The 17,938-nt window shown below is 63.4% G+C and carries 27 protein-coding genes; 8 read left to right on the forward strand and 19 right to left on the reverse strand.

Annotated features, from left to right (window positions below; all coding sequences use genetic code 11):
* The first annotated feature begins 8 nt into the window (after window positions 1-8).
* From ACAD63_RS07615 to aceA, 4 genes are all read left to right on the forward strand, one after another.
* Window positions 9-1,757 carry a thiamine pyrophosphate-binding protein gene (locus ACAD63_RS07615; RefSeq protein WP_431189881.1) on the forward strand — a complete coding sequence of 583 codons (1,749 nt, stop codon included), beginning with the start codon at window positions 9-11 and terminating at the stop codon, window positions 1,755-1,757.
* 48 nt (window positions 1,758-1,805) lie between these two features.
* On the forward strand, window positions 1,806-2,303 hold the full coding sequence (gene rraA / locus ACAD63_RS07620; RefSeq protein WP_135705448.1) for a ribonuclease E activity regulator RraA: 498 nt from the start codon (window positions 1,806-1,808) through the stop codon (window positions 2,301-2,303).
* A 2-nt stretch (window positions 2,304-2,305) separates the two neighbouring features.
* A complete protein-coding gene (locus tag ACAD63_RS07625; RefSeq protein ID WP_133096424.1) occupies window positions 2,306-2,722 on the forward strand; it encodes a gamma-glutamylcyclotransferase family protein in 417 nt (138 codons plus the stop codon).
* Window positions 2,723-3,124: 402 nt separating this feature from the next.
* The gene (gene aceA / locus ACAD63_RS07630; protein ID WP_135705447.1) at window positions 3,125-4,420 is read left to right on the forward strand and encodes an isocitrate lyase; all 1,296 of its coding nucleotides are present in this window, start codon (window positions 3,125-3,127) and stop codon (window positions 4,418-4,420) included.
* A 178-nt stretch (window positions 4,421-4,598) separates the two neighbouring features.
* Here the strand turns inward: aceA and ACAD63_RS07635 are convergent, their stop codons facing one another.
* From ACAD63_RS07635 to ACAD63_RS07650, 4 genes are all read right to left on the reverse strand, one after another.
* On the reverse strand, window positions 4,599-5,684 hold the full coding sequence (locus ACAD63_RS07635) for a phage integrase Arm DNA-binding domain-containing protein (RefSeq protein ID WP_434033664.1): 1,086 nt from the start codon (window positions 5,682-5,684) through the stop codon (window positions 4,599-4,601).
* Between the two features lie 6 nt (window positions 5,685-5,690).
* On the reverse strand, window positions 5,691-5,888 hold the full coding sequence (locus tag ACAD63_RS07640) for an excisionase (protein WP_434033665.1): 198 nt from the start codon (window positions 5,886-5,888) through the stop codon (window positions 5,691-5,693).
* Between the two features lie 89 nt (window positions 5,889-5,977).
* Window positions 5,978-6,511 (reverse strand): DUF1643 domain-containing protein, encoded by a 534-nt coding sequence (locus tag ACAD63_RS07645; protein WP_434033666.1) that lies wholly within the window; start codon window positions 6,509-6,511, stop codon window positions 5,978-5,980.
* A gap of 223 nt (window positions 6,512-6,734) precedes the next feature.
* The gene (locus tag ACAD63_RS07650; RefSeq protein ID WP_434033667.1) at window positions 6,735-7,397 is read right to left on the reverse strand and encodes a hypothetical protein; all 663 of its coding nucleotides are present in this window, start codon (window positions 7,395-7,397) and stop codon (window positions 6,735-6,737) included.
* A gap of 32 nt (window positions 7,398-7,429) precedes the next feature.
* Here ACAD63_RS07650 and ACAD63_RS07655 point away from each other — a divergent pair, with 32 nt between their 5' ends.
* The 3 genes from ACAD63_RS07655 (at window position 7,430) to ACAD63_RS07665 (ending at window position 8,405) form a co-directional block, all read left to right on the forward strand.
* Complete coding sequence (locus ACAD63_RS07655; protein ID WP_434033668.1) at window positions 7,430-7,666, forward strand: hypothetical protein; 237 nt, start codon at window positions 7,430-7,432, stop codon at window positions 7,664-7,666.
* Between the two features lie 27 nt (window positions 7,667-7,693).
* A complete protein-coding gene (locus ACAD63_RS07660) occupies window positions 7,694-7,939 on the forward strand; it encodes a hypothetical protein (RefSeq protein ID WP_434033669.1) in 246 nt (81 codons plus the stop codon).
* A gap of 151 nt (window positions 7,940-8,090) precedes the next feature.
* Window positions 8,091-8,405: a hypothetical protein gene (locus ACAD63_RS07665; protein WP_434033670.1), complete on the forward strand. Its 315-nt coding sequence runs from the start codon at window positions 8,091-8,093 to the stop codon at window positions 8,403-8,405.
* A gap of 4 nt (window positions 8,406-8,409) precedes the next feature.
* Here ACAD63_RS07665 and ACAD63_RS07670 read toward each other — a convergent pair whose 3' ends face one another.
* The gene (locus tag ACAD63_RS07670) at window positions 8,410-10,200 is read right to left on the reverse strand and encodes a DNA cytosine methyltransferase (RefSeq protein WP_434033671.1); all 1,791 of its coding nucleotides are present in this window, start codon (window positions 10,198-10,200) and stop codon (window positions 8,410-8,412) included.
* Between the two features lie 37 nt (window positions 10,201-10,237).
* Between ACAD63_RS07670 and ACAD63_RS07675 the strand changes: the two genes are divergently transcribed.
* On the forward strand, window positions 10,238-10,855 hold the full coding sequence (locus ACAD63_RS07675) for a hypothetical protein (protein ID WP_434033672.1): 618 nt from the start codon (window positions 10,238-10,240) through the stop codon (window positions 10,853-10,855).
* Here the strand turns inward: ACAD63_RS07675 and ACAD63_RS07680 are convergent.
* The 14 genes from ACAD63_RS07680 to ACAD63_RS07745 form a co-directional block, all read right to left on the reverse strand.
* Window positions 10,846-11,181 carry a hypothetical protein gene (locus ACAD63_RS07680; RefSeq protein ID WP_434033673.1) on the reverse strand — a complete coding sequence of 112 codons (336 nt, stop codon included), beginning with the start codon at window positions 11,179-11,181 and terminating at the stop codon, window positions 10,846-10,848. The genes ACAD63_RS07675 and ACAD63_RS07680 overlap by 10 nt on opposite strands.
* A gap of 4 nt (window positions 11,182-11,185) precedes the next feature.
* A complete protein-coding gene (locus ACAD63_RS07685; protein WP_434033674.1) occupies window positions 11,186-12,058 on the reverse strand; it encodes a hypothetical protein in 873 nt (290 codons plus the stop codon).
* Between the two features lie 237 nt (window positions 12,059-12,295).
* A complete protein-coding gene (locus ACAD63_RS07690; RefSeq protein ID WP_434033675.1) occupies window positions 12,296-12,799 on the reverse strand; it encodes a hypothetical protein in 504 nt (167 codons plus the stop codon).
* A 29-nt stretch (window positions 12,800-12,828) separates the two neighbouring features.
* On the reverse strand, window positions 12,829-13,653 hold the full coding sequence (locus ACAD63_RS07695) for a hypothetical protein (protein ID WP_434033676.1): 825 nt from the start codon (window positions 13,651-13,653) through the stop codon (window positions 12,829-12,831).
* Window positions 13,654-13,677: 24 nt separating this feature from the next.
* A complete protein-coding gene (locus ACAD63_RS07700) occupies window positions 13,678-14,262 on the reverse strand; it encodes a PD-(D/E)XK nuclease family protein (RefSeq protein WP_434033677.1) in 585 nt (194 codons plus the stop codon).
* A complete protein-coding gene (gene bet, locus ACAD63_RS07705; protein WP_434033678.1) occupies window positions 14,262-15,230 on the reverse strand; it encodes a phage recombination protein Bet in 969 nt (322 codons plus the stop codon). The genes ACAD63_RS07700 and bet overlap by 1 nt, the downstream gene beginning before the upstream one ends.
* Before the next feature lie 28 nt (window positions 15,231-15,258).
* Entirely contained in the window at window positions 15,259-15,480 is a 222-nt protein-coding gene (locus ACAD63_RS07710; protein WP_434033968.1) for a KTSC domain-containing protein, read from the reverse strand.
* A gap of 73 nt (window positions 15,481-15,553) precedes the next feature.
* A complete protein-coding gene (locus tag ACAD63_RS07715) occupies window positions 15,554-15,697 on the reverse strand; it encodes a hypothetical protein (protein ID WP_434033679.1) in 144 nt (47 codons plus the stop codon).
* A complete protein-coding gene (locus tag ACAD63_RS07720) occupies window positions 15,694-15,828 on the reverse strand; it encodes a hypothetical protein (protein WP_434033680.1) in 135 nt (44 codons plus the stop codon). Before ACAD63_RS07720 ends, ACAD63_RS07715 begins: the two co-directional genes overlap by 4 nt.
* A 103-nt stretch (window positions 15,829-15,931) precedes the next feature.
* Window positions 15,932-16,111, reverse strand: coding sequence for a hypothetical protein (locus ACAD63_RS07725; RefSeq protein WP_434033681.1), 180 nt, complete (start codon window positions 16,109-16,111; stop codon window positions 15,932-15,934).
* The gene (locus ACAD63_RS07730) at window positions 16,111-16,365 is read right to left on the reverse strand and encodes a hypothetical protein (RefSeq protein ID WP_434033682.1); all 255 of its coding nucleotides are present in this window, start codon (window positions 16,363-16,365) and stop codon (window positions 16,111-16,113) included. The genes ACAD63_RS07725 and ACAD63_RS07730 overlap by 1 nt, the downstream gene beginning before the upstream one ends.
* A complete protein-coding gene (locus ACAD63_RS07735) occupies window positions 16,362-16,649 on the reverse strand; it encodes a hypothetical protein (RefSeq protein WP_434033683.1) in 288 nt (95 codons plus the stop codon). The genes ACAD63_RS07730 and ACAD63_RS07735 overlap by 4 nt, the downstream gene beginning before the upstream one ends.
* 216 nt (window positions 16,650-16,865) lie before the next feature.
* Complete coding sequence (locus ACAD63_RS07740; protein WP_434033684.1) at window positions 16,866-17,708, reverse strand: hypothetical protein; 843 nt, start codon at window positions 17,706-17,708, stop codon at window positions 16,866-16,868.
* Window positions 17,671-17,868: a hypothetical protein gene (locus ACAD63_RS07745; protein ID WP_434033685.1), complete on the reverse strand. Its 198-nt coding sequence runs from the start codon at window positions 17,866-17,868 to the stop codon at window positions 17,671-17,673. Before ACAD63_RS07745 ends, ACAD63_RS07740 begins: the two co-directional genes overlap by 38 nt.
* Window positions 17,869-17,938: the final 70 nt, after the last annotated feature.

The following is a 17,938-nucleotide window of genomic DNA, read 5'->3' on the forward strand; positions in this document are numbered from 1 at the left end:
ATGTTTCCATGACTTTCACGCCGGGCCATTCGAACCCTGACACTCCCCATTCGCACGAAGCCGGCGAGGTGCCGATGCTGGGCGGCCATATCCTGGTCGACGCGCTGCTGGCGCATGGCGCCGAGCTGGCCTTCGGCGTGCCGGGTGAAAGCTACCTGGCGGTGCTCGACGGCTTCCATCGCCGCCGCGACCAGCTGCGCTTTATCGTCTGCCGGCAGGAAGGCGGCGCCGCGGTCATGGCCGAGGCCTACGGCAAGCTGACTGGCCGTCCCGGGCTGGCTTTCTGCACGCGCGGTCCTGGCGCCACCAATGCCAGCATCGGCGTGCATACCGCGTTCCAGGATTCGACGCCGATGATCCTGTTCATCGGACAGGTTGGTACCGATTTCATGGATCGCGAAGCCTTCCAGGAAATCGACTACCGCCGCATGTACGGCGAGATGGCCAAGTGGGTGGCGCAGATCGACCGGGTCGAGCGCATCCCCGAATACATCGCGCGCGCCTACCAGACCGCCACCTCGGGCCGGCCCGGCCCGGTGGTGCTGGCGCTGCCGGAGGACATGCTGGCGCAGACGGCCGTGGTGCCGCAGCTACGCGGCTACGAGCGCGTGCTGAGCTGGCCGGGCGATCCCGGGATGGCGCGCCTCCAGCAAATGCTTGAAGCCGCCGAGCGGCCCTTCGTGCTGGCCGGCGGCAGCGGCTGGACGCCGCAGGCCTGCGCCGACCTGCAGGCCTTTGCCGAACGCTTCGCGCTGCCGGTAGGCTGCGCCTTCCGCGGGCAGGACCTGTTCGACAACCGCCATCCCAACTATGCCGGCGATGTCGGCATCGGCATCAACCCGGCGCTGGCCGAGCGCATCCGGCAATCGGACCTGGTGCTGGCCATCGGCCCGCGCCTGGGCGAGATGACCACCGGCGGCTACGCGCTGATCGCCGCGCCGCGGCCCGCGCAAACGCTGGTGCACGTGCACGCCGGTGCCGAGGAACTGGGCAGCGTCTACCAGGCCGACCTGATGATCCACGCCTCGATGCCGGCCATCGCCGCGCGCCTGGCCGCGCTGGAGCCCGCCGCGGCGCCGCGCTGGCAGCCCTGGACCGAAGCGGCCCATGCCGATTACGAGCGCTACCTGCAGCCGCCTGCGTATGCGGGGCAGGGCGTCGACATGGCCGAGGTCATCCGCACGCTCGACCAGATGCTGCCGGACGATGCGGTGGTCACCAACGGAGCCGGCAACTACGCTGGCTGGCTGCACCGCTACTTCCGTTATCGCCCGTTCCGCAACGGCGGCCGCGGCCAGCTGGCGCCGACCAGCGGCGCGATGGGCTATGGCGTGCCCGCCGCGGTCGGCGCCAAGATTGCCTTCCCGCGGCGCACCGTAGTGGCGCTGGCCGGCGACGGCTGCTTCCTGATGAATGGCCAGGAACTTGCTACCGCCATGCAGTACCAGGCGCCGGTGGTGTTTATCGTCGTCAATAACGGCATGTACGGCACCATCCGGATGCACCAGGAACGCGAATACCCGACCCATGTATCGGGCACCGAATTGCACAACCCGGACTTTGCCGCGCTGGCGCGCGCCTATGGTGCGCGCGGCGAGACCGTGACCTCCACCGAGGCCTTCGCCCCGGCGCTGCGCGCCGCGCTGGACGCGCCGGTGTCGACGCTGATCGAGATCCGCGTCGATCCGGACGTGATCACGCCGCGCACCACGCTCAGCGCGATCCGCGCGCAGGCGCTGGCCGGCGGGCAGCACTGAACCCGGCGCGGCCGCAACGGATCCTTACCATCCATCAGGAGACCATTGATGAAGCCTGTCACCACCGACCTGTGTGACGCCCATGAAGACCGCCTCGCGGCCGGCACCCTGCGCGTGATGGCGCCGGTGTTCCGCGCCTGGGGCAAGCAGGGTGCCTTTGCCGGCCCGGCCGCGACGCTGAAGGTGTTCGAAGACAATGCACTCGTGCGCACCGTGCTGGAAGCGCCCGGCCAGGGCCGGGTCCTGGTGGTCGACGGCGGCGGCTCGCTGCGCTGCGCGCTGGTCGGCGGCAATCTCGGCCTGCTGGCCGAGAAGAATGGCTGGGCCGGCATCGTCGTCAATGGCTGCGTGCGCGACAGCGCCGAGCTGGATGTGTGCGACATCGGCATCCGCGCGCTCGCGGCGCATCCGCAGAAGAGCCAGAAGCGCAACGCCGGCGAAAGCGAAGTCACGGTGCAGATGCCCGGTGCGGTCGTGCGTCCGGGCAACTGGATCTATGTCGACGCCGACGGCGTGCTGGTCTCGGACGACAAGCTGGAGGGCTGAGCATGCCGCGCGTCTTCGTCTACGGCACGCTGCGCGCCGGCGAGGTCAACGACCTGAATGCGGCCGCGCGGCGGCACGGCATTGCCGCGCCCACTCTGCTGGGCACGGCGACGGTGTCAGGCCGGCTCTATGACTTCGGCACCTATCCCGGGCTGGTGCTGGATGCGGCGGCCGGGCCGGTTGTCGGGGATATCTACGACATTGCCGATGCACTGCTGCCGGTCCTGGACGAGATCGAAGAGGTGTACCCGGGTCAGGCTACGCTGTTCGTGCGCGAGGAATGCGCGGTGCAGCAGGATGGCAAGCCCGTTGCCTGCCTGCTGTATCCGGTGGCGGAAGCCGCCGTGGCCGCGTTGCCGCATATTGGCAGCGGCGACTGGGTGGCCTACCGCCGCGCGCGCGATCCTGCCAGCCCCTGAAAGCGGTCAGGCAAAGTCATCCGGTCAACGGCGCCCTTGAGGCGCCGTTTCCTTTTGGCTCGCTTGCGACCAATCACGCGCATGCATGCCATTCCTGCGATTTTTCACGATGTGGAAAGCTGTTGCGGTCCGCAAAAATACATGGTTTGCGGAGCACAACTCCATTTCTCATGATGGAAGATTATGTCCCGCATCGTGAAATAAATTTCATAAGCATATGAATTTATTGAAGAAAAAAACTAAGCGGCAACTTCAGTTCAGGGTTGTTGCAACGCGGGAGCATTCCCTACACTCTTATATAAGACACATGACCTGAGACGCAAAAAACGCCCCCACAGGCGGCGCCCCAAGGCAGGTGATCAAGAGATTCTCAGCCATCCAGGCATCTTCAGGAGAGTGACCATGAACCGCCAAGAACAGATCCAGGCACTGCAAAAAGACTGGGATACCAATCCCCGCTGGAAAGGTATCAAGCGCAACTTCACCGCTGAAGACGTTGTGCGCCTGCGTGGTTCGGTCCAGGTCGAGCATACCCTGGCCCGCCGTGGTTCCGAGAAGCTGTGGAACCTGCTGCACACCGAGCCGTTCGTCAACTCGCTGGGCGCGCTGACCGGCAACCAGGCCATGCAGCAAGTGAAGGCCGGCCTGAAGGCCATCTACCTGTCGGGCTGGCAGGTTGCCGGCGACGCAAACCTGGCCGGCGAAATGTACCCCGACCAGTCGCTGTACCCGGCCAACTCGGTGCCGCAGGTGGTCAAGCGCATCAACAACACCTTCCAGCGCGCCGACCAGATCCAGTGGAGCGAAGGCAAGGGCGACACCGACTTCTTCGCCCCGATCGTGGCTGACGCCGAAGCCGGCTTTGGCGGCGTGCTTAACGCGTTCGAACTGATGAAGGCCATGATCGAAGCGGGCGCCGCCGGCGTTCACTTCGAAGACCAGCTGGCTTCGGTCAAGAAGTGCGGCCACATGGGCGGCAAGGTGCTGGTGCCGACCCGCGAAGCCGTCGCCAAGCTGACCGCCGCGCGCCTGGCTGCCGACGTCTCGGGCGTGCCGACCCTGGTGATCGCTCGTACCGACGCAGAAGCCGCCGACCTGCTGACCTCCGACGTCGACGACAACGACAAGCCGTTCTGCACCGGCGAGCGCACCGTGGAAGGCTTCTACCGCGTCCGCAACGGCCTGGAGCAGTCGATCTCGCGCGCGCTGGCGTACGCTGAAGTGGCCGACCTGGTGTGGTGCGAAACCGGCAAGCCGGACCTCGAGTTCGCCAAGAAGTTTGCCGAAGCCGTGCACGCCAGGTTCCCGGGCAAGATGCTGGCGTACAACTGCTCGCCGTCGTTCAACTGGAAGAAGAACCTGGACGACGCCACCATCGCCAAGTTCCAGAAGGAACTGGGTGCGATGGGCTACAAGTTCCAGTTCATCACGCTGGCCGGCTTCCACTCGCTGAACTACTCGATGTTCAACCTGGCCTACGGCTACGCCCGCAACCAGATGAGCGCATTCGTGGAACTGCAGGAAGCCGAGTTCAAGGCGGCCGAGAAGGGCTTCACCGCGGTCAAGCACCAGCGCGAAGTCGGCACCGGCTACTTCGATGCCGTGACCCAGACCATCGAAGGCGGCCAGTCGTCGACTACCGCGCTGAAGGGTTCGACCGAAGACGAGCAGTTCTTCGAAGACAAGAAAGTGGCCTGACTCTCCTGGTCACTCCGCCGGCTAGTGGGTCCGGCGGATCGGGGGGCGTGCGATCATCACGTCCTCCTTTTTAGGCGACGCGCCGTTCTCTCTCAGGGACGGCGCGCTTTTTTTATTCCCAATGCTGGAGCGGGTTAGCGGGTAGGTGTTCAAAACTTGTTCAAAATTCGTTTAAAACCTACGCAGCGTTGATGCTCACTTTGATCGGCTCCAAGCCGCGATTGTTGGCGTAGAGATCCGCGATAGCATCGCTCATGTGGCCAAGCAGCGCCTTGGTATCGATGCCGCCCTGTTCCATGTAGAGCCGCTTGCAGAGGCTACGAATCTCATGAAACGTGGGCGCGTCCTCGCCGTGGATGCCGGCCAATTCCCTGGCCTCAGCAAACGAGATCGAGATAGTGCTGAGGCGTACCGGGTCGCCTCGCTTGGTCGTGCCGATCGACCTGACATGGTGGATCAGGTACTTGCTGACGACGCCTGTGGATTTGCAGCGCGCAATCACGTCTGCCAGCGACATGCCGACAGCGTCCATGCGCAAAGCTGTCGGAATGGCAATCCGTACCGCGGTCTTCGACCGCTGCAGGACGGCGACCTCGCCCTTGACGAACGAGCGCTCCCAACGCGCGACAGTTGACCGATCCTGGCCTGACACCAGCGCCAGCAGCATCGCATTCGGTAACCAGTCCGCTACCTCCGGGGCCTTGTCCAAGATCGCGTTGAACTCGGCCAGCGTCAGGCGTCGACGCATCACCTTCACCTTGACCTTCTCAGTCAGGGCGGCGGGGTTCCTGTCCATCCAGCCGAGCGCAATGCCCTTCGTGCATATTGTGGTGACGCGTGTCCTTATCTTCTTTGCATAGGCCAACGTGCCTTTTTCCTTGATGGCTTCGAGCATGTCGGCAATGTCCTTGGTGGTCAGCGCTGCGCATTCGATATGCCCGATGGCGTTGCGGATCACCCGGTCAAAGCCGTTCCGCGCGACCACAGTGGAATGCTTTACCCCATCGGTTGGCATCTTCTCGATCAGCTGCGTGACCGTCTCCTTGCCGGCTGACACTCGCACTGCGAGAGCGCGGTCTACCGCGCCGCGCTCGACTACCAGGTTTGCCTCCAGCGCTTCGTGAATCGCCTGAGCTGTCGGCACCCGGCCGATGACATGGGTCTTGCCGTCGCGAGGGTCGCGCCAGGTGAAATACCCGGGCCGCGGCTCGTGGAGGTTGGGCGGGAAGTGTGCACGCTTGCGGATACGGGGACGGGCGGCCATGGCTCTTTATTGTGGGATGCGGCTGGCGAGGGAAGGGCGGGCGACACCGTTTTGGAAGACCGCGTTTTCCTCCACATAGTAGGAACGGCCGACCTTTACGGGAGCCGGATAGATCTTGCCGTCGCGGATCCATAGCCGCGCGGTGCGGATTGCTGGCGGCGGGTCGAATTGCGACTTAAGCCATTCGTCCAGGCGCTTCTTCATTTGCTCTCTCCAATCCGCCAAGCCCGGCGGGTCAATTCGATGATTCGTTCTGCTTGCTGCATTTACAGGCTATACGTTGTATTTCAAGATTACAGGCTATCGGCTGTGAAACGCTCCGGCCGCGTCTTTGCCGCGATGTAGAGCGGATGTTTTGGGCTGCCGTCCTGATTCAGGCCGAGGTGATGGAGTCGGTTGCCACGGCCGCACATGCGGACGATTCGCAACACTTCCGCCGCGCGCACCGGCGCCGCCTTGTGCGCGCCCCAGGCGCAGATCACCAGCGAGCAGTTGTCGATCGCGTCCATGATTGCCACGTTATTCCGGTCGGGCCGATCGCCAAGCGGCGCCGGATGTGACAACAGCCCGTCGGGATCTGTCGATCGCAGCGGAAATAGGTTGACGACCTCCAGCCCGCCGTACCTGCCGGCAAGCGCCCGCTGCATGCACCTGGTGATGGTCGGATCGTTGACCTGGTGGTCAGCCGTCGAAGGGTTGAGCATGATGAAGCCGAGCGCTGGCCGGCTGTCGTCCCAGACGCGCCAGAGGCGGTATCGGTACTGCTCACAGTCGGATAGGAGGCAGCCGGACTCGCCGTCGAGGGTCTGGATGGTCAGGTGCTTCATGCTACGATCTTCCGAAACAGGGGGCTACCATGGGCATTGAGAGCTACAAGGACTACACAGTTCGTGGCTTTGCGAAGCAACTGGCTGATGGCTCGTTCGAAGCCTTTGGCACCGTGCAAAAGGACCATCTCGTTCTGGAGGCGTCGGAGCCTCTGGGCTCTTACGCAACGTTCAACCTTGCCGTCGCGGCAGGCATCGCATGGGCGAAGGCGTGGGTCGAGAATCAACGCGGAACCCTCCTGAATTCCACCACCCACACCCACGGGTTGGCCTCCCAGGCGCCGGCGCCATTGATGCTGTCCCACAGCGCGCGATACGAGGCTCGCGGCGAGTAGGTGCCGTCCACACCGGCCTGGCCGTAGAGGCTCCAGAATCCATTCGTGGTCTTCTCGATGCCCTCGGCGATCGCGTCGGCCTCGCTGCAGTCGTTCAGCCGCTCGACGCGCACGCCGGTGACTTCCAGCCGCAGACGGCACAGCGCGCGCGGCATGTGGATGCTTGGCTTCCAGGTAATCTCGTCGGCCGTAGGAATGCGCTCGTAGCCGGGTGGCACGCACGCCGGGTAATCAGCTCGGTAGACTGTGGGGCCCGGGTCCAACGGGACCGGCTGTGCCCACGTCTCGCGCACCCACAGGCGGTCGCCGTGCTGGCCATAAGGGCTGCACAGGCACTCTCCGGTGCGCGTATGCCAGATGGCGCCCTGCAGCGGTACGGTTTCGCCTGCGGCGGTCCGGCCGCCGTTCTCTCCGCCCATCGTGGTCGGCTCCCACACGCCGAGCGGGTTGTTGTGCGGCAGCTTCACGATGCGCCGGGTTTGAGTTTTCCGGCCGTCCAGGATGGCGCGCACCATGGAGCCGCTGAAGAGGATGGGGCGTTCTTTCGTCATGCTAGGATGCCTTCAAAGGACTGGAGACGGCCATGGAGCGCGTGATCGAGTATCGTGGATTCAACATTCACCTCGATGTGCAAAAGGTGTCCACGGACATGTTCAACGTCTGGTTCGAGATTGAAGGACCTATGAGCCCGCCTGGGGTCGCGGCCATAGGCAAGCGCATCAAGGTGTTCGGTGGGCCATACACCGAGCGTTGGGCATACCTTGTCGCCGAGTTGGCTGGCAGGGCCGCAGTGGACGTGATTCTGGGCACCGAGGATTAGGCCGCGCCCAGCAGTACGGAGGGAGCCATGGAACGACGTGTCACGATCGGCGAATATGAGGTTTCGATTCAGGCCGACCAGAACAATGACTCGAGTAGGCCAGGCTACGTAGTTCGCTATTCGATCATTCGCACCGATGGCCGACCTGTCCGAGGCGACCTTCTCCAGGTCCAGTCCTACGATCTCATCGACGGTACCGACTATTTTGTGAGCGTCGCTGCCGCCCTCGACTACGGCGAAGAAAAGGCGCGCCAAGATGTTGCGACCTTTTGATTGGCGGGTCCTGGCTCGCAGCACGGCGCTGGCGTTGTCCGGCATGGGGTGGATGTAATTCTTGGCGTGGAGGAATAGGCTTACCTCGCCATCCCTATCCGCCTTTCTTCCTTCGCGTGCTACGCTACTTTGGAGCGATAGGAGGCAAGCCATGGCGAACTTCGAAACCGATGCCGAAATACTCGAGTGGATTGATAAACACAGCGAGGACGAATTTCGGCAGAACGTAGAGCGCCACGCATTCGGTGACAGACGTTTAGAGAACGCTCGTGCATATCTCGATAGGATCGACAGCGAGCGAGCCGAGATACGCGAGGAACGAGCGCTTTTGGCGACGGAGCGGGCAGTTGAGGCGGCGCAGGACCAAGCCGAGACTGCGCAGCAAGCACTCCGCATTTCGAAATGGGCTCTTGGTATAGCTCTCGTTTCCGCATTTGTGGCCGTTGCCGGGTTGGTCGGAAAATAGGCCATCACATCGCCTCCGCATGCTGTGCCACAGACAGCGCCACGGCCACCGGCCGCACCCAGACCGGCGTGGCCGAAAGCATGAAATTCTCGCCCGTCTCGGCCAGAAGTAGGGTGGTGCCCATCACCTCGGCGATAGCCTGGGCGGCGTCCGGCGGCACCGCGTTGCCGATGCGCTCGCGCCAAGCCTGATCGCTGAGGCCGTCCAACTCCAGGTACTCCTCCGGCTCGATCAGCGACTGGATGGCTGCGAGCTCCAGCGTGGTGAAAGGACGGTGCCAGGTGCCGTCGAGCGCGCGGATGATGGCCACCAGCTTGTCGTTCGCCGCCGGCAGTCGCGGATCTGCGACCGACCAGCGGCCGTTGTCGTGGCCAGCAGCTGCCGACACCGCGCCGCTGGGCTGATCCCAGCCCACCACGCCGTAATGCCCGCCCGTCAGGTAGTGATCGCCGGGCTCGCGACGCATTCCGGGGCGGGGGTCCGCCACTGCATATGCGCCCTGGCCGGTATCGCTGCGCCCGATGACCGTGCCGGCCGGCTCGTCGTAGCCGGTGATGCGGTACTTTCCCGCACCCTCGAATCCAGTCGATGCGCGCGGGTCCTGCACGCACTGACCAGTGCCGTGCGCACTGGTGACCGCGCCGACGGCTTGCTGCCACGGAACGATCCGGAACTCGTTATTGTGCTTGGCCGGGCCAGCGTGGCGCGGGTCGGCGACGCTGAACGTGCCTTGACCAGGTGACTTAACGCCGATGATTGCGCCCGACGCCTCGCCCCAGCGAAGCACGCCGTACTGCTGGTACTGTGCCGCGTTGGCCGGGCCGCGCGGGTCCGCAATTGAGAAGGTGCCGTTGCTGGGCAGCGACTCGCCAGCCACCGCGCCGGCATGCTCTTCCCAGTTCAGGACACCCAGCGCGCCGTTGCGGCGCTCGGGCATGATCAAGTAGTCCCGCAGATGCCCGTCGACCACCTCCAGGCGGTTCAGGCTGCGCCAGTCGCTGCCGGCCTCGACGAACGCCAGGCGCACCCACGTTTTCCACTGCAGAGACGGCACGCGGTGCATCGGGCCGCCGGTGGCGTCACCAGGTTGCGGCATGCGACCGAGCACGGTACCGACGCCCTGCAGACGCCGCAGCTCGGGCTCGTACAGGAAGGCCGGCACCTTCTCCATGTGGCGCGCCACCAGCAAGAAGCGCTTGCGGCTCTGCGCAAGGCCACCGAGCTCGCCGCAGTCGTGGGTGGTCTCGTTCACGGCATAGCCGTAGTGGCGCAGGATCTGGTTAATCTGGTCCAGAAGGTGCCGGCCGCGCGTAGCCAGCCGCGGCACGTTCTCGAACACGATCAACTCGACCGGATCATCCTTCCAGGCTTCACACATTAGCCAGACGCAGCGCAGCGTCAGCTCGTTCAGCGCCTGGTACTTCGGCGTGCGGCTTAGCGTCTCAGACAGAAGGCCTGAGGCACCCTTGCACGGCGACGAGATGAAGACGCAGTTCGGCCGTTCGTGCCCAGCAGCGCGCACGATGTCGTTCGACGTGGCCTCGCGCCAGCCGACCGGCGGCTCTTTGCCGTGGAAGGCCGTGTACTGCTGGCGGGTGAACAGATCCATGACCGTGCATGGCACGCCGACCAGTTGCTGGAAGTCGCGGGCCGCTGCCGGGTCGACATCGATGCCCCCGATGCAGCGCCACTTCGCGACCATGTTCCCCACCCGGGATGCGGCCTTCTTAAAACCCTTGGCACCGCCGCCGAGGCCGCAGCAGAAGCCGAATGTCTTGTACTCGTGAATGATCATGCTAGGATGCCTCGCAAAAAATTGGAGAGTGGGGAAAATGCTTCGGCGTGCATGGCAGTGGTTGGAATTCGGATTTGCTCTTTCGGCGCTCACCGTCATTACTTTGGCTTGTCACGCAATGTGGCCAGACAAGGACGGCATGGCTGCTTGGTTCCAGGCAATTGGTTCCGTAATAGCGATCTGCGTCGCGATTTGGATTCCCGCGAGGCAGCGGAAACTGGAGCGGGAAGCACTCGTTCTGGAGCAGCTTGAAGCGTCGGTTGTCTTGGCGAACCGAATGAACGTCCTCGCGAACGATTTTGTGTTCCTGCTCCTTGCTATGGGGGCCAAAGTGCGCGGCCCATGGACCTTCGAGCTTGACGTTGTGGCAGTTAATGATTTGCTTGCGCGGCTGCGCGACTATGAACGTGATGAAGTTGATTCGGTTCGCGCAGGGCTTGCATTCGATGTTCGACACCTCGCGCGCGAACTCCAGATGCGTTTTCCGTTGAAGAACGGCGCCCCCCAACCCTTTGAGGACAAAGAGCGGGCCATCGCTAACCTTCTCGAAAGAGCAGACGGGCTGGTCGAGCAGACCAAGATTTTCTGCTGTCGAGCAGAGGTCCTTTTCAAGGATGCTCAAAATAACCGCGGTGCAGGCCTCTTTCATAGTTGATCCTTGATCGATACGAGGAGGGCGGCCATCGGCCCGAACTTCACCCAGCGCGCGAGCGGCCAGTGGGGCTGCTTCACTGCGGCGCGCTTGATCTCGTGCGCCAGCTTCTCCAACTGGGCGAGTTGAAGGGACATGACGGCGTGCGCCTGGCGGCTGATGGCCAGCGCTTCCTCGGCGAGTGCTGCCGCGCGCTGGGCCGTCATCAACTGGCGGCGCAGTTCAGCGTTCTCGCGCTTCAGCGCCGTGGAGTCGCGCGCGAGGTCAACGACGTCTTCGTTCAGTCGGCGCGTGGCCATGCTGACTGTGGTTCCGATGGGCCAGGACATGCTGTTATGCCTCCACGTTGGTAGCTGCTTGCTGAACGTCCGCTGCGAGCTGCTGGTCTGCTACGGAAGCGAACAGCCGGGAGTAATTCCACGTCGTGTCGCGAAAGACACGGCCGTCGCAGAAGTCTTCCAGGCAGGCCAACACGTCGTTGGCGATGTCCTTGTCCTCGGTGGTCTCGATCTGGAAGCGGTCCAGGGCATCGCGCACGCGATATGTGCCTTCTGACCAGTCGCCGCGCGTCTGCTGCATAGCGACCGCCAGATCCAGGCGCTGGTCCTTCGAGCGCAGCGCTTCCAGGATGTCCGGCCAATCCGAATCCTCGTCCAAGCCGTGGCGCAGAATGATCGACACCAGGGCGATGTTCTTGCGCCGCTCTTCCTTCTGGCGATCCGCTTCGGCCGCGCGCTGCTGCTCGGCACGTTGCGCTTCTTGCGCCGCGGTCGCTGCATATTCCTCGTAGCGCTTCTTCAGCGACTCATAGGTCGAAGTGGCGGAGGCAAAGCCGTCGGAAACAGCCACATGCTTGGCGAGATCGCTCAGGTATCCGGCGGACACGGTCTTGCTCTTCGGATAGCGCGCACGCGAGGCGTGGTCGCGCTCTGACCAACTATCGGGGATGCCGGCCGCCTTCATCATGCTCACGATCCGATCCCGCAGCGCCTGGTTGTGTGCCAGTGCGGAAATGTTCTTCTCGTGCGCCTCGACGTCTTTCGTGCGCGCAGCTTCCAGCGTCTGCATGGCATAGGCAGCGATGCGCGACGCGCTCGGTTTGGAATAGCCGAGCTTCGCAGCGTGCTCATACCCGCTCGGGTGGCTCTGGCATTTGCCGACGTGGCCGACCATCTCGATCGGCATTGCCTTGGTGATCTCTTCCATGTCTAGTGCGCTGGTAGGGTGGGCGGGCCGGCGACTTTCGAACCAAAGGAGAAAGGTGTCGCGCGCTCTTTTTCAGGACTCGGCGTTGTCCCGCCGCCGGCCTGCCCGTTGAAAAGGTGGGGTACTCGCTGCACTGTCTGCGCCGCCTACCGCGCATAGCGGCTGACTCGGCATCTCCCGGCTACGGGCTTCACGCTCAGCCGCGGTCGGACAGAATCCGCTTTCCCCCGTTGATCGTCAGGCCGCTTCCTTCAGCTGCGCCGGCTCGTCGAAGTGCAGGCTCATGTGAACTTCCTGCCCCAGCAGCGACAGCAGCTTCGCGGTGGTGGTCTCGTCCGGGTGCGCCTGCACGCGAAAGTTGACGAACACGGTGCCGCCCTCCTGGAAGTCGAAGGCGACCTTGTTGACCTTCGACTCGTCCAGCACGATGTCGAATTCTTCGCGCACGCCGTTGTGGATGCGTAGCACCTGGTGCTCCCAGTCGCCTTCCCACTTCACCGCGCCGAGCTTCGGGTTCTTCAGATTCGGTAGGTAGCAGGCATCCGTCACCAGATCGCCCTGCACGGCCTCGTCCTTGTGGTAGAAGGCCGCCTTCAGCGTCGGCGAGAACTGTGACAGCACGTCGTTCGACAGACGCGCCTGCAGCTTCAGGTCCACGCCCAGCACGTTGTCGTCGCCGTGCTTCTCGTTGCGTGTGTTGATGTGGAGGATCTTGACCAGTTCGGTATCGAGTTCGAGCATGGGTATGGCTCCGGTGATTAAGAGGTGGGTCAGGCCGCGCGCGCGGACATCACCGCGTCGGGGTAGGCTTCAACGCCGGGCAGGCGCATGGCGTCTTTCTGAGCCTTGGCGAGCTGATTCAGGCCGGACTGGTTGACGTCGAGCAGATGCTGGTGCTCGGGGTGCTCGGCGACGAAGCGGATCAGGGCCATCTTGTCGGTCAGGCGCGCCTTCCAGTTCTGGCGCGTAGACAGGCCGGCGACCTTCGGCGCCGCGGTCACGACCGGCACGGGTGCCGCGACAACCATGTCAGCCGTGTTGGCGATTGCCTCGGCTTCAGCCGCGCCGGCGGCGGCCGTCTGCTCGGCCTGCTGCTTCAGTTCCTCGGCCTTGCCCTGATCGCCGGCCGCGGCGGCGGCGATCGCTTCCTTCGCGATGCGGTCAGCCTCTTCCTGTGCCTTACGAGCGGTCTCGCGCGCCTCTGCTTCGATGCGCTCGCGCTCTTCACGCGCCAGGCGCTCGGCTTCGCGACGCGCTTCATCTGCCTTGCGCTGCTGCTCGCGGTCGTAGGCCAGCATGGCGCCCTTCAGCGCGGTTTCGGCTGACTGCAGGAAGTCTTTCGGCGCGCGGAACAGGTCGTTGACAGCCTTCACGGCTTGGTTAAGAGGCCCGGTGATGGCGGTGCGCTTCTCCTCGACGTCCTTGGACAGCGCCTTGACGGTTCGAAGGTCATCGGCGGCCAGCTCGTACATGGTCGGGCTGTCGATGGTGAAGGACTGCGCGCTGACAAGCAGCTTCTGCGCCTTGCCCGTCAGCACGATGGCTGCGCTGGCGTCATAGGCGACGGTGCCTTGGGCGTTGGTGGTGTCGGTCATGGTCTTGATCTCCGGAGGCCGCGCTCAGGCGGCGTGCTTGGTCTTGAAGCGGTGCAGGGCGAGGCAGCCGAGGAAGGTCGGCCAGTCGTCCGGATCGGTCATTTCATGCAGGCGGTAAGTACCGTCGTCGCGCAGTTCCACCGTGTAGCGGCCCTCCACGCGCTTGCCACTTACCTTCTCCACGGCGTTCTTGTAGGCGGCGGTCTGCGGGCCGTAGCTGGGAAACATGCCGCCGGTCTTCAGATCCCAGACGCAGCGCTTACCGTCGAGCAGCACCAGGCGGTCGTACGTGCCGGCGTAGCGATGCGACGGGTGATAGACGCGCTCCTCCATGCCCAGAATTTCAAAGGGCAATTCGGTGCGGAGGCGGATCCACGCGTCCAGATAGGGCTGCACGACTTCAGGCACCGTCGACTCGTCCAGTTCGCCCTGGTCGTACAGTTCCGTCGCTTTGTGCACGGCCGTCCCGAGCTGGCGCTTGTAGGCCAGCACGTCGGGCTTGATGAACGACAGGTCGTTCAGCGGCGCGAGGATCTGCGTCACGCTGGGGATGCGCTCACCGTCGACGGTGTAGGTGTGCGACGCCTCGTCGAAGAGCAGGGCGGACATCAGCAGCTCTCCTTGATGTAGTCCTGCAGCGCCACGAAGCCGTCGCGCGTCAGGCCGTCGAGGGACTCGGGCGTCGACAGGCCAATCGCCTGCAGTGCATCGGCGACCGCGATGTCGGCGCTGCCGAGCTTGCTGCGCACCCACTGCTTCTCGCCGTCGGTGGCCAGGTCGTTCGCTTCGACATCTTCGAACTCGCGCGACTGCTGCGTGCGGCGGGCCGGCTGTTCGGTGGCTGCGCGCTCGACCGGTTCGGCCTGCTGCTGGGAGCGAGCGGGCTGCTGCAGCGTCGTCGCTTCTTGGTGCTCGATCTGCTTTGCCTTGGGCTTCGCTTGCGGCATGGCAACTACCTGGCCGGCGACGGGCCGTGCCACGTCCGCGGCGCCCATGTCGCGCTCAACGATGCGCTGGGCTTCGTCTTCGTCGTAGATGCCGGCGAAGCCAAATGCGAGGCGCGCCGACTGGATGAGCGACTTATGCCGATGCATGCGCTTCGGGTGGGTGTCCCATGGCGTGGCGAAATTCAGTTCGCGCACGACTTCATCGAAGTACTCGCGAACAGCAGTCGGGCGGTTGCGGTCCTTACGATGGATCACGCATTCGATCCACAGGAAGGACAGCTTCCCTTTGTGCTGCGCAGTTTCGTCGGAGTAGATGAACTCGTAGCCGTCGAACTGTGGGTGTTCGTTGATGATCCGGGACCAACCGTCCACGCTGACTACGGGAACGATGCCGTTGTTCTTGTCGGGATAGGCGTAGATCTCCTTGGTGAAGGGATTCAGTCCATGCTGATCGGCAACGATCAGCAGAGCCGCCATTTGCTCGTCGGTGATCTGCGCGTCGCCGCGCTGGCGGAATGCCGTGGCCTTGAGCGTGGCCATCAGCTTGTTCGCATCGATGCTGTAGCGGTTGGCAAATTTGGCAACGAGGCTTTGGTTCGGAGCCGGGCGCTCGACGGCGGCAGTGCTCATGGTGCGGATCTCCTGTTGATGGTGGGATTCAGGCTGCCGGCGCGGCTTCAACCTTCACGTACGGGTACTTCTTGTCGTGCGGCTTGATCTGCTTGTGGAAGTGCGAGCCGATGGACTCGGCATCGCGCAGCGCAGCGAAGTCGTCGGCCGTGACGTTGCTGTAGTGGTAGAGCGAGGTGGCCTTGCCGTCGTAGCTCTTGAAGCGGATGGCCAGCGTGTTTGTCTCGGCGTCGTGGCCAATGCTGTGGATCTTCGAGGACTCGACTTCTGCATGTCGATCTGGGGTGCGGCTTGTTCCATGGTGGTCTCCAGGTAGAGCGGGGTTACAGGGCGCCGGCGCGGATCGCGACGGTCAGGTACCAGATCACGCCGGCGGCCAGGCCGAAGCCAATGGCGCCGGCCCATTGCCGGCCGCGCGTGCACTTTGCGCAGGCCAGCAGGTCGTTGGATGCGGGGTCGTAGGTCATGCGAGCCCCAGCGCCTGAATTGCGTTGGCCAGCAGCAGCACGCCGATCGCGAGCCAGGTGGCGGTGCGCAGGCGCTGCAGGTTCTTCGCCTGGCGCTCGCGCAGCGCGTTGAAGTCGCTCATGTCGATCACAGCGATGCTCCTTTCGATACGCAGCCGATGATCAGGACTGCCAGCAGGCACACGCCGGTCGGCACCAGGTAGATCAGCACCGCTAGCAGTAAGGCGTAGCGCTTCACGCTTGCTCTCCACGAGCTTTGGCAAGGACAGATCTGGCCGCCGAGATGGCCTGGATCTGCGGCCAGATGACGCCCGGCTTATCAAACTGATCCAGCAAGGCCGTCAGTGCTGCGATGAGTTCTTGCTGCAGGTTTGCGCGTGCTGCCTGGCGGGCGGCGGCTTCGGTCGTGGTCATCACGCAGCCCTCCACACGCGCTGAACTTGAGCAGCAGCTTCTGCGGCCTCTTCGGCCACCGCTTCCTGCAGCAGCAGCTCGGCGTAGAGCAGCACTTCGGTCTTGTCGATCGAGCCCCAGGCGACGCGCTTCTCCGCCGCGGCGATGTAGTTGCGCAGCAGCATGGTTGCTGCCTTGCCGCCGGCGAGGCGCTGGAGGAACGCCTTCTCGGCGCTGGTGCCGTACGACAGTTCGGCGATGACGGCGGTGGTCATGCTGCGTACCTCCGCGAGAGGGCCAGGTCATCGGCGGCCAGCGCTTCGAGGTGACGCACATAGGCCGGCGCGAGGTTGTCGATCATGTCGATCGTCTCGCTGCCATCGACCATCAGCTGGCGGATGTCGTGTGCGACGAAGGCCGGCGTGCGGCCCGGGGTAGGGGTGGTGAATTCGCCGATGACAGCCCAATACAGGCCGTCGGCGGTAACTACTGCGCGCTCCTGATCCGCGCGCACCACTGGGCGGCGGCAGATCTTGGCGTAGGTGGCGGGGCTGGACATTGCTGGCTCCATCGGTGAGGCACCGGGGTCGGTGCTGATGGAGAAATATTAGGCAATGCCATATTTATATGTCAAGAGGCATTGCCGTATTTTTTGAGAGGCAGTGCCTTATGAGGGTGCCGAACGTTACCTACCCCGCAGTCGGTCTATGTCTGTTGTGGGCGGGCAACAAAAAACCCGCCTCATGGGCGGGCTATTGGCAATGGCCGGCGAGGGTTAGTCGCCCGGCTTGATGGTTCGGAAGATCGCGATGGGGGTCACCCCGAAAGCACTGCTCTTGCGACCCATGAACGTCCTCATGGCATTGAGGATGTTGATCATGCCGTCCTCCAGGTCTAGCTGCTCCCCGGGGATAGGTTGGGGCAGTGAATCTTCGGGAAGCGCGTCGATAACACCCAGAAGGTGCCATTCTCCCGCAATCTCAGCCCCATGCTTCAATGCAAGGTCCTCTGGATTGATCAGCATGTTCTCCGGAGGAAGGGTCGTCCAGAGTTGCTTGTCGTCCACATAGAAGGTTGCTTGCAGCGCGTGAGGCATCTTGGCGATCACGCTCGCCATCAGGTCGTTTTCTTTCTTTTTCGCCGCAAGGAACTGTTGCTTGATCTTATGATTTCCTCCGTTTGGCAGCGCTTCCGCTACTTGCTTAGTGACCATCTCACCGACAAATGGCCATAGTTCTTTCAGGAAGCGAATATCGATGATGCGCATCCGACCAGTAAGCAGCGCAAGCCCTCCAATTCGGGCTTCTTCCAGGTTCGTGGAGATGTAGTTCAACTCATCGAGCTTCTGCATGGCTTCGATGGGGAGGAGCCACGTGGGATCAAACTGCCCCTCAAGGGACCGCTCGAACTGGCTGTTGCCGGCGAACTCCGTGGCTATCAGCTTCGGGATACCTACAGTTAACTTGTCCCCGTCTGTGCCACCGTGCTTCTCCGTCCGCTTTACTTGGGTCGGAGCACCACTTTCTGGATTGAGCTGCGAGAAATATAGAGCGGCGCGATTTCTGTCTAGGTACGCGAAATCACAGAGGTATTCGGTGCTTTGTGAGTCTGACGCCACGTTGGATCCTTTCTTCCGCTTGTTTTTTTTCGGAGTCAAACGCAGCCCGCCGCTCGCGCATCGCGCGGATCATAGCTTCAGCACCCTTTACTACCTCCTTCGAGGCAGTCTGGTCGGCTTTGATGATCTGCTCGAGGTCGTCGAGGGGCGTGGATTTCATGGTGTCATCCCTGATGGTCCACTTGATTATAGGCTACGTCTGTTTTTGGCTTGTTACTGGTCGGTAGGCT

Origin of the sequence: Cupriavidus sp. a3 (assembly GCF_051015765.1) — a bacterium.
GTDB classification, from domain to species: domain Bacteria; phylum Pseudomonadota; class Gammaproteobacteria; order Burkholderiales; family Burkholderiaceae; genus Cupriavidus; species Cupriavidus oxalaticus_A.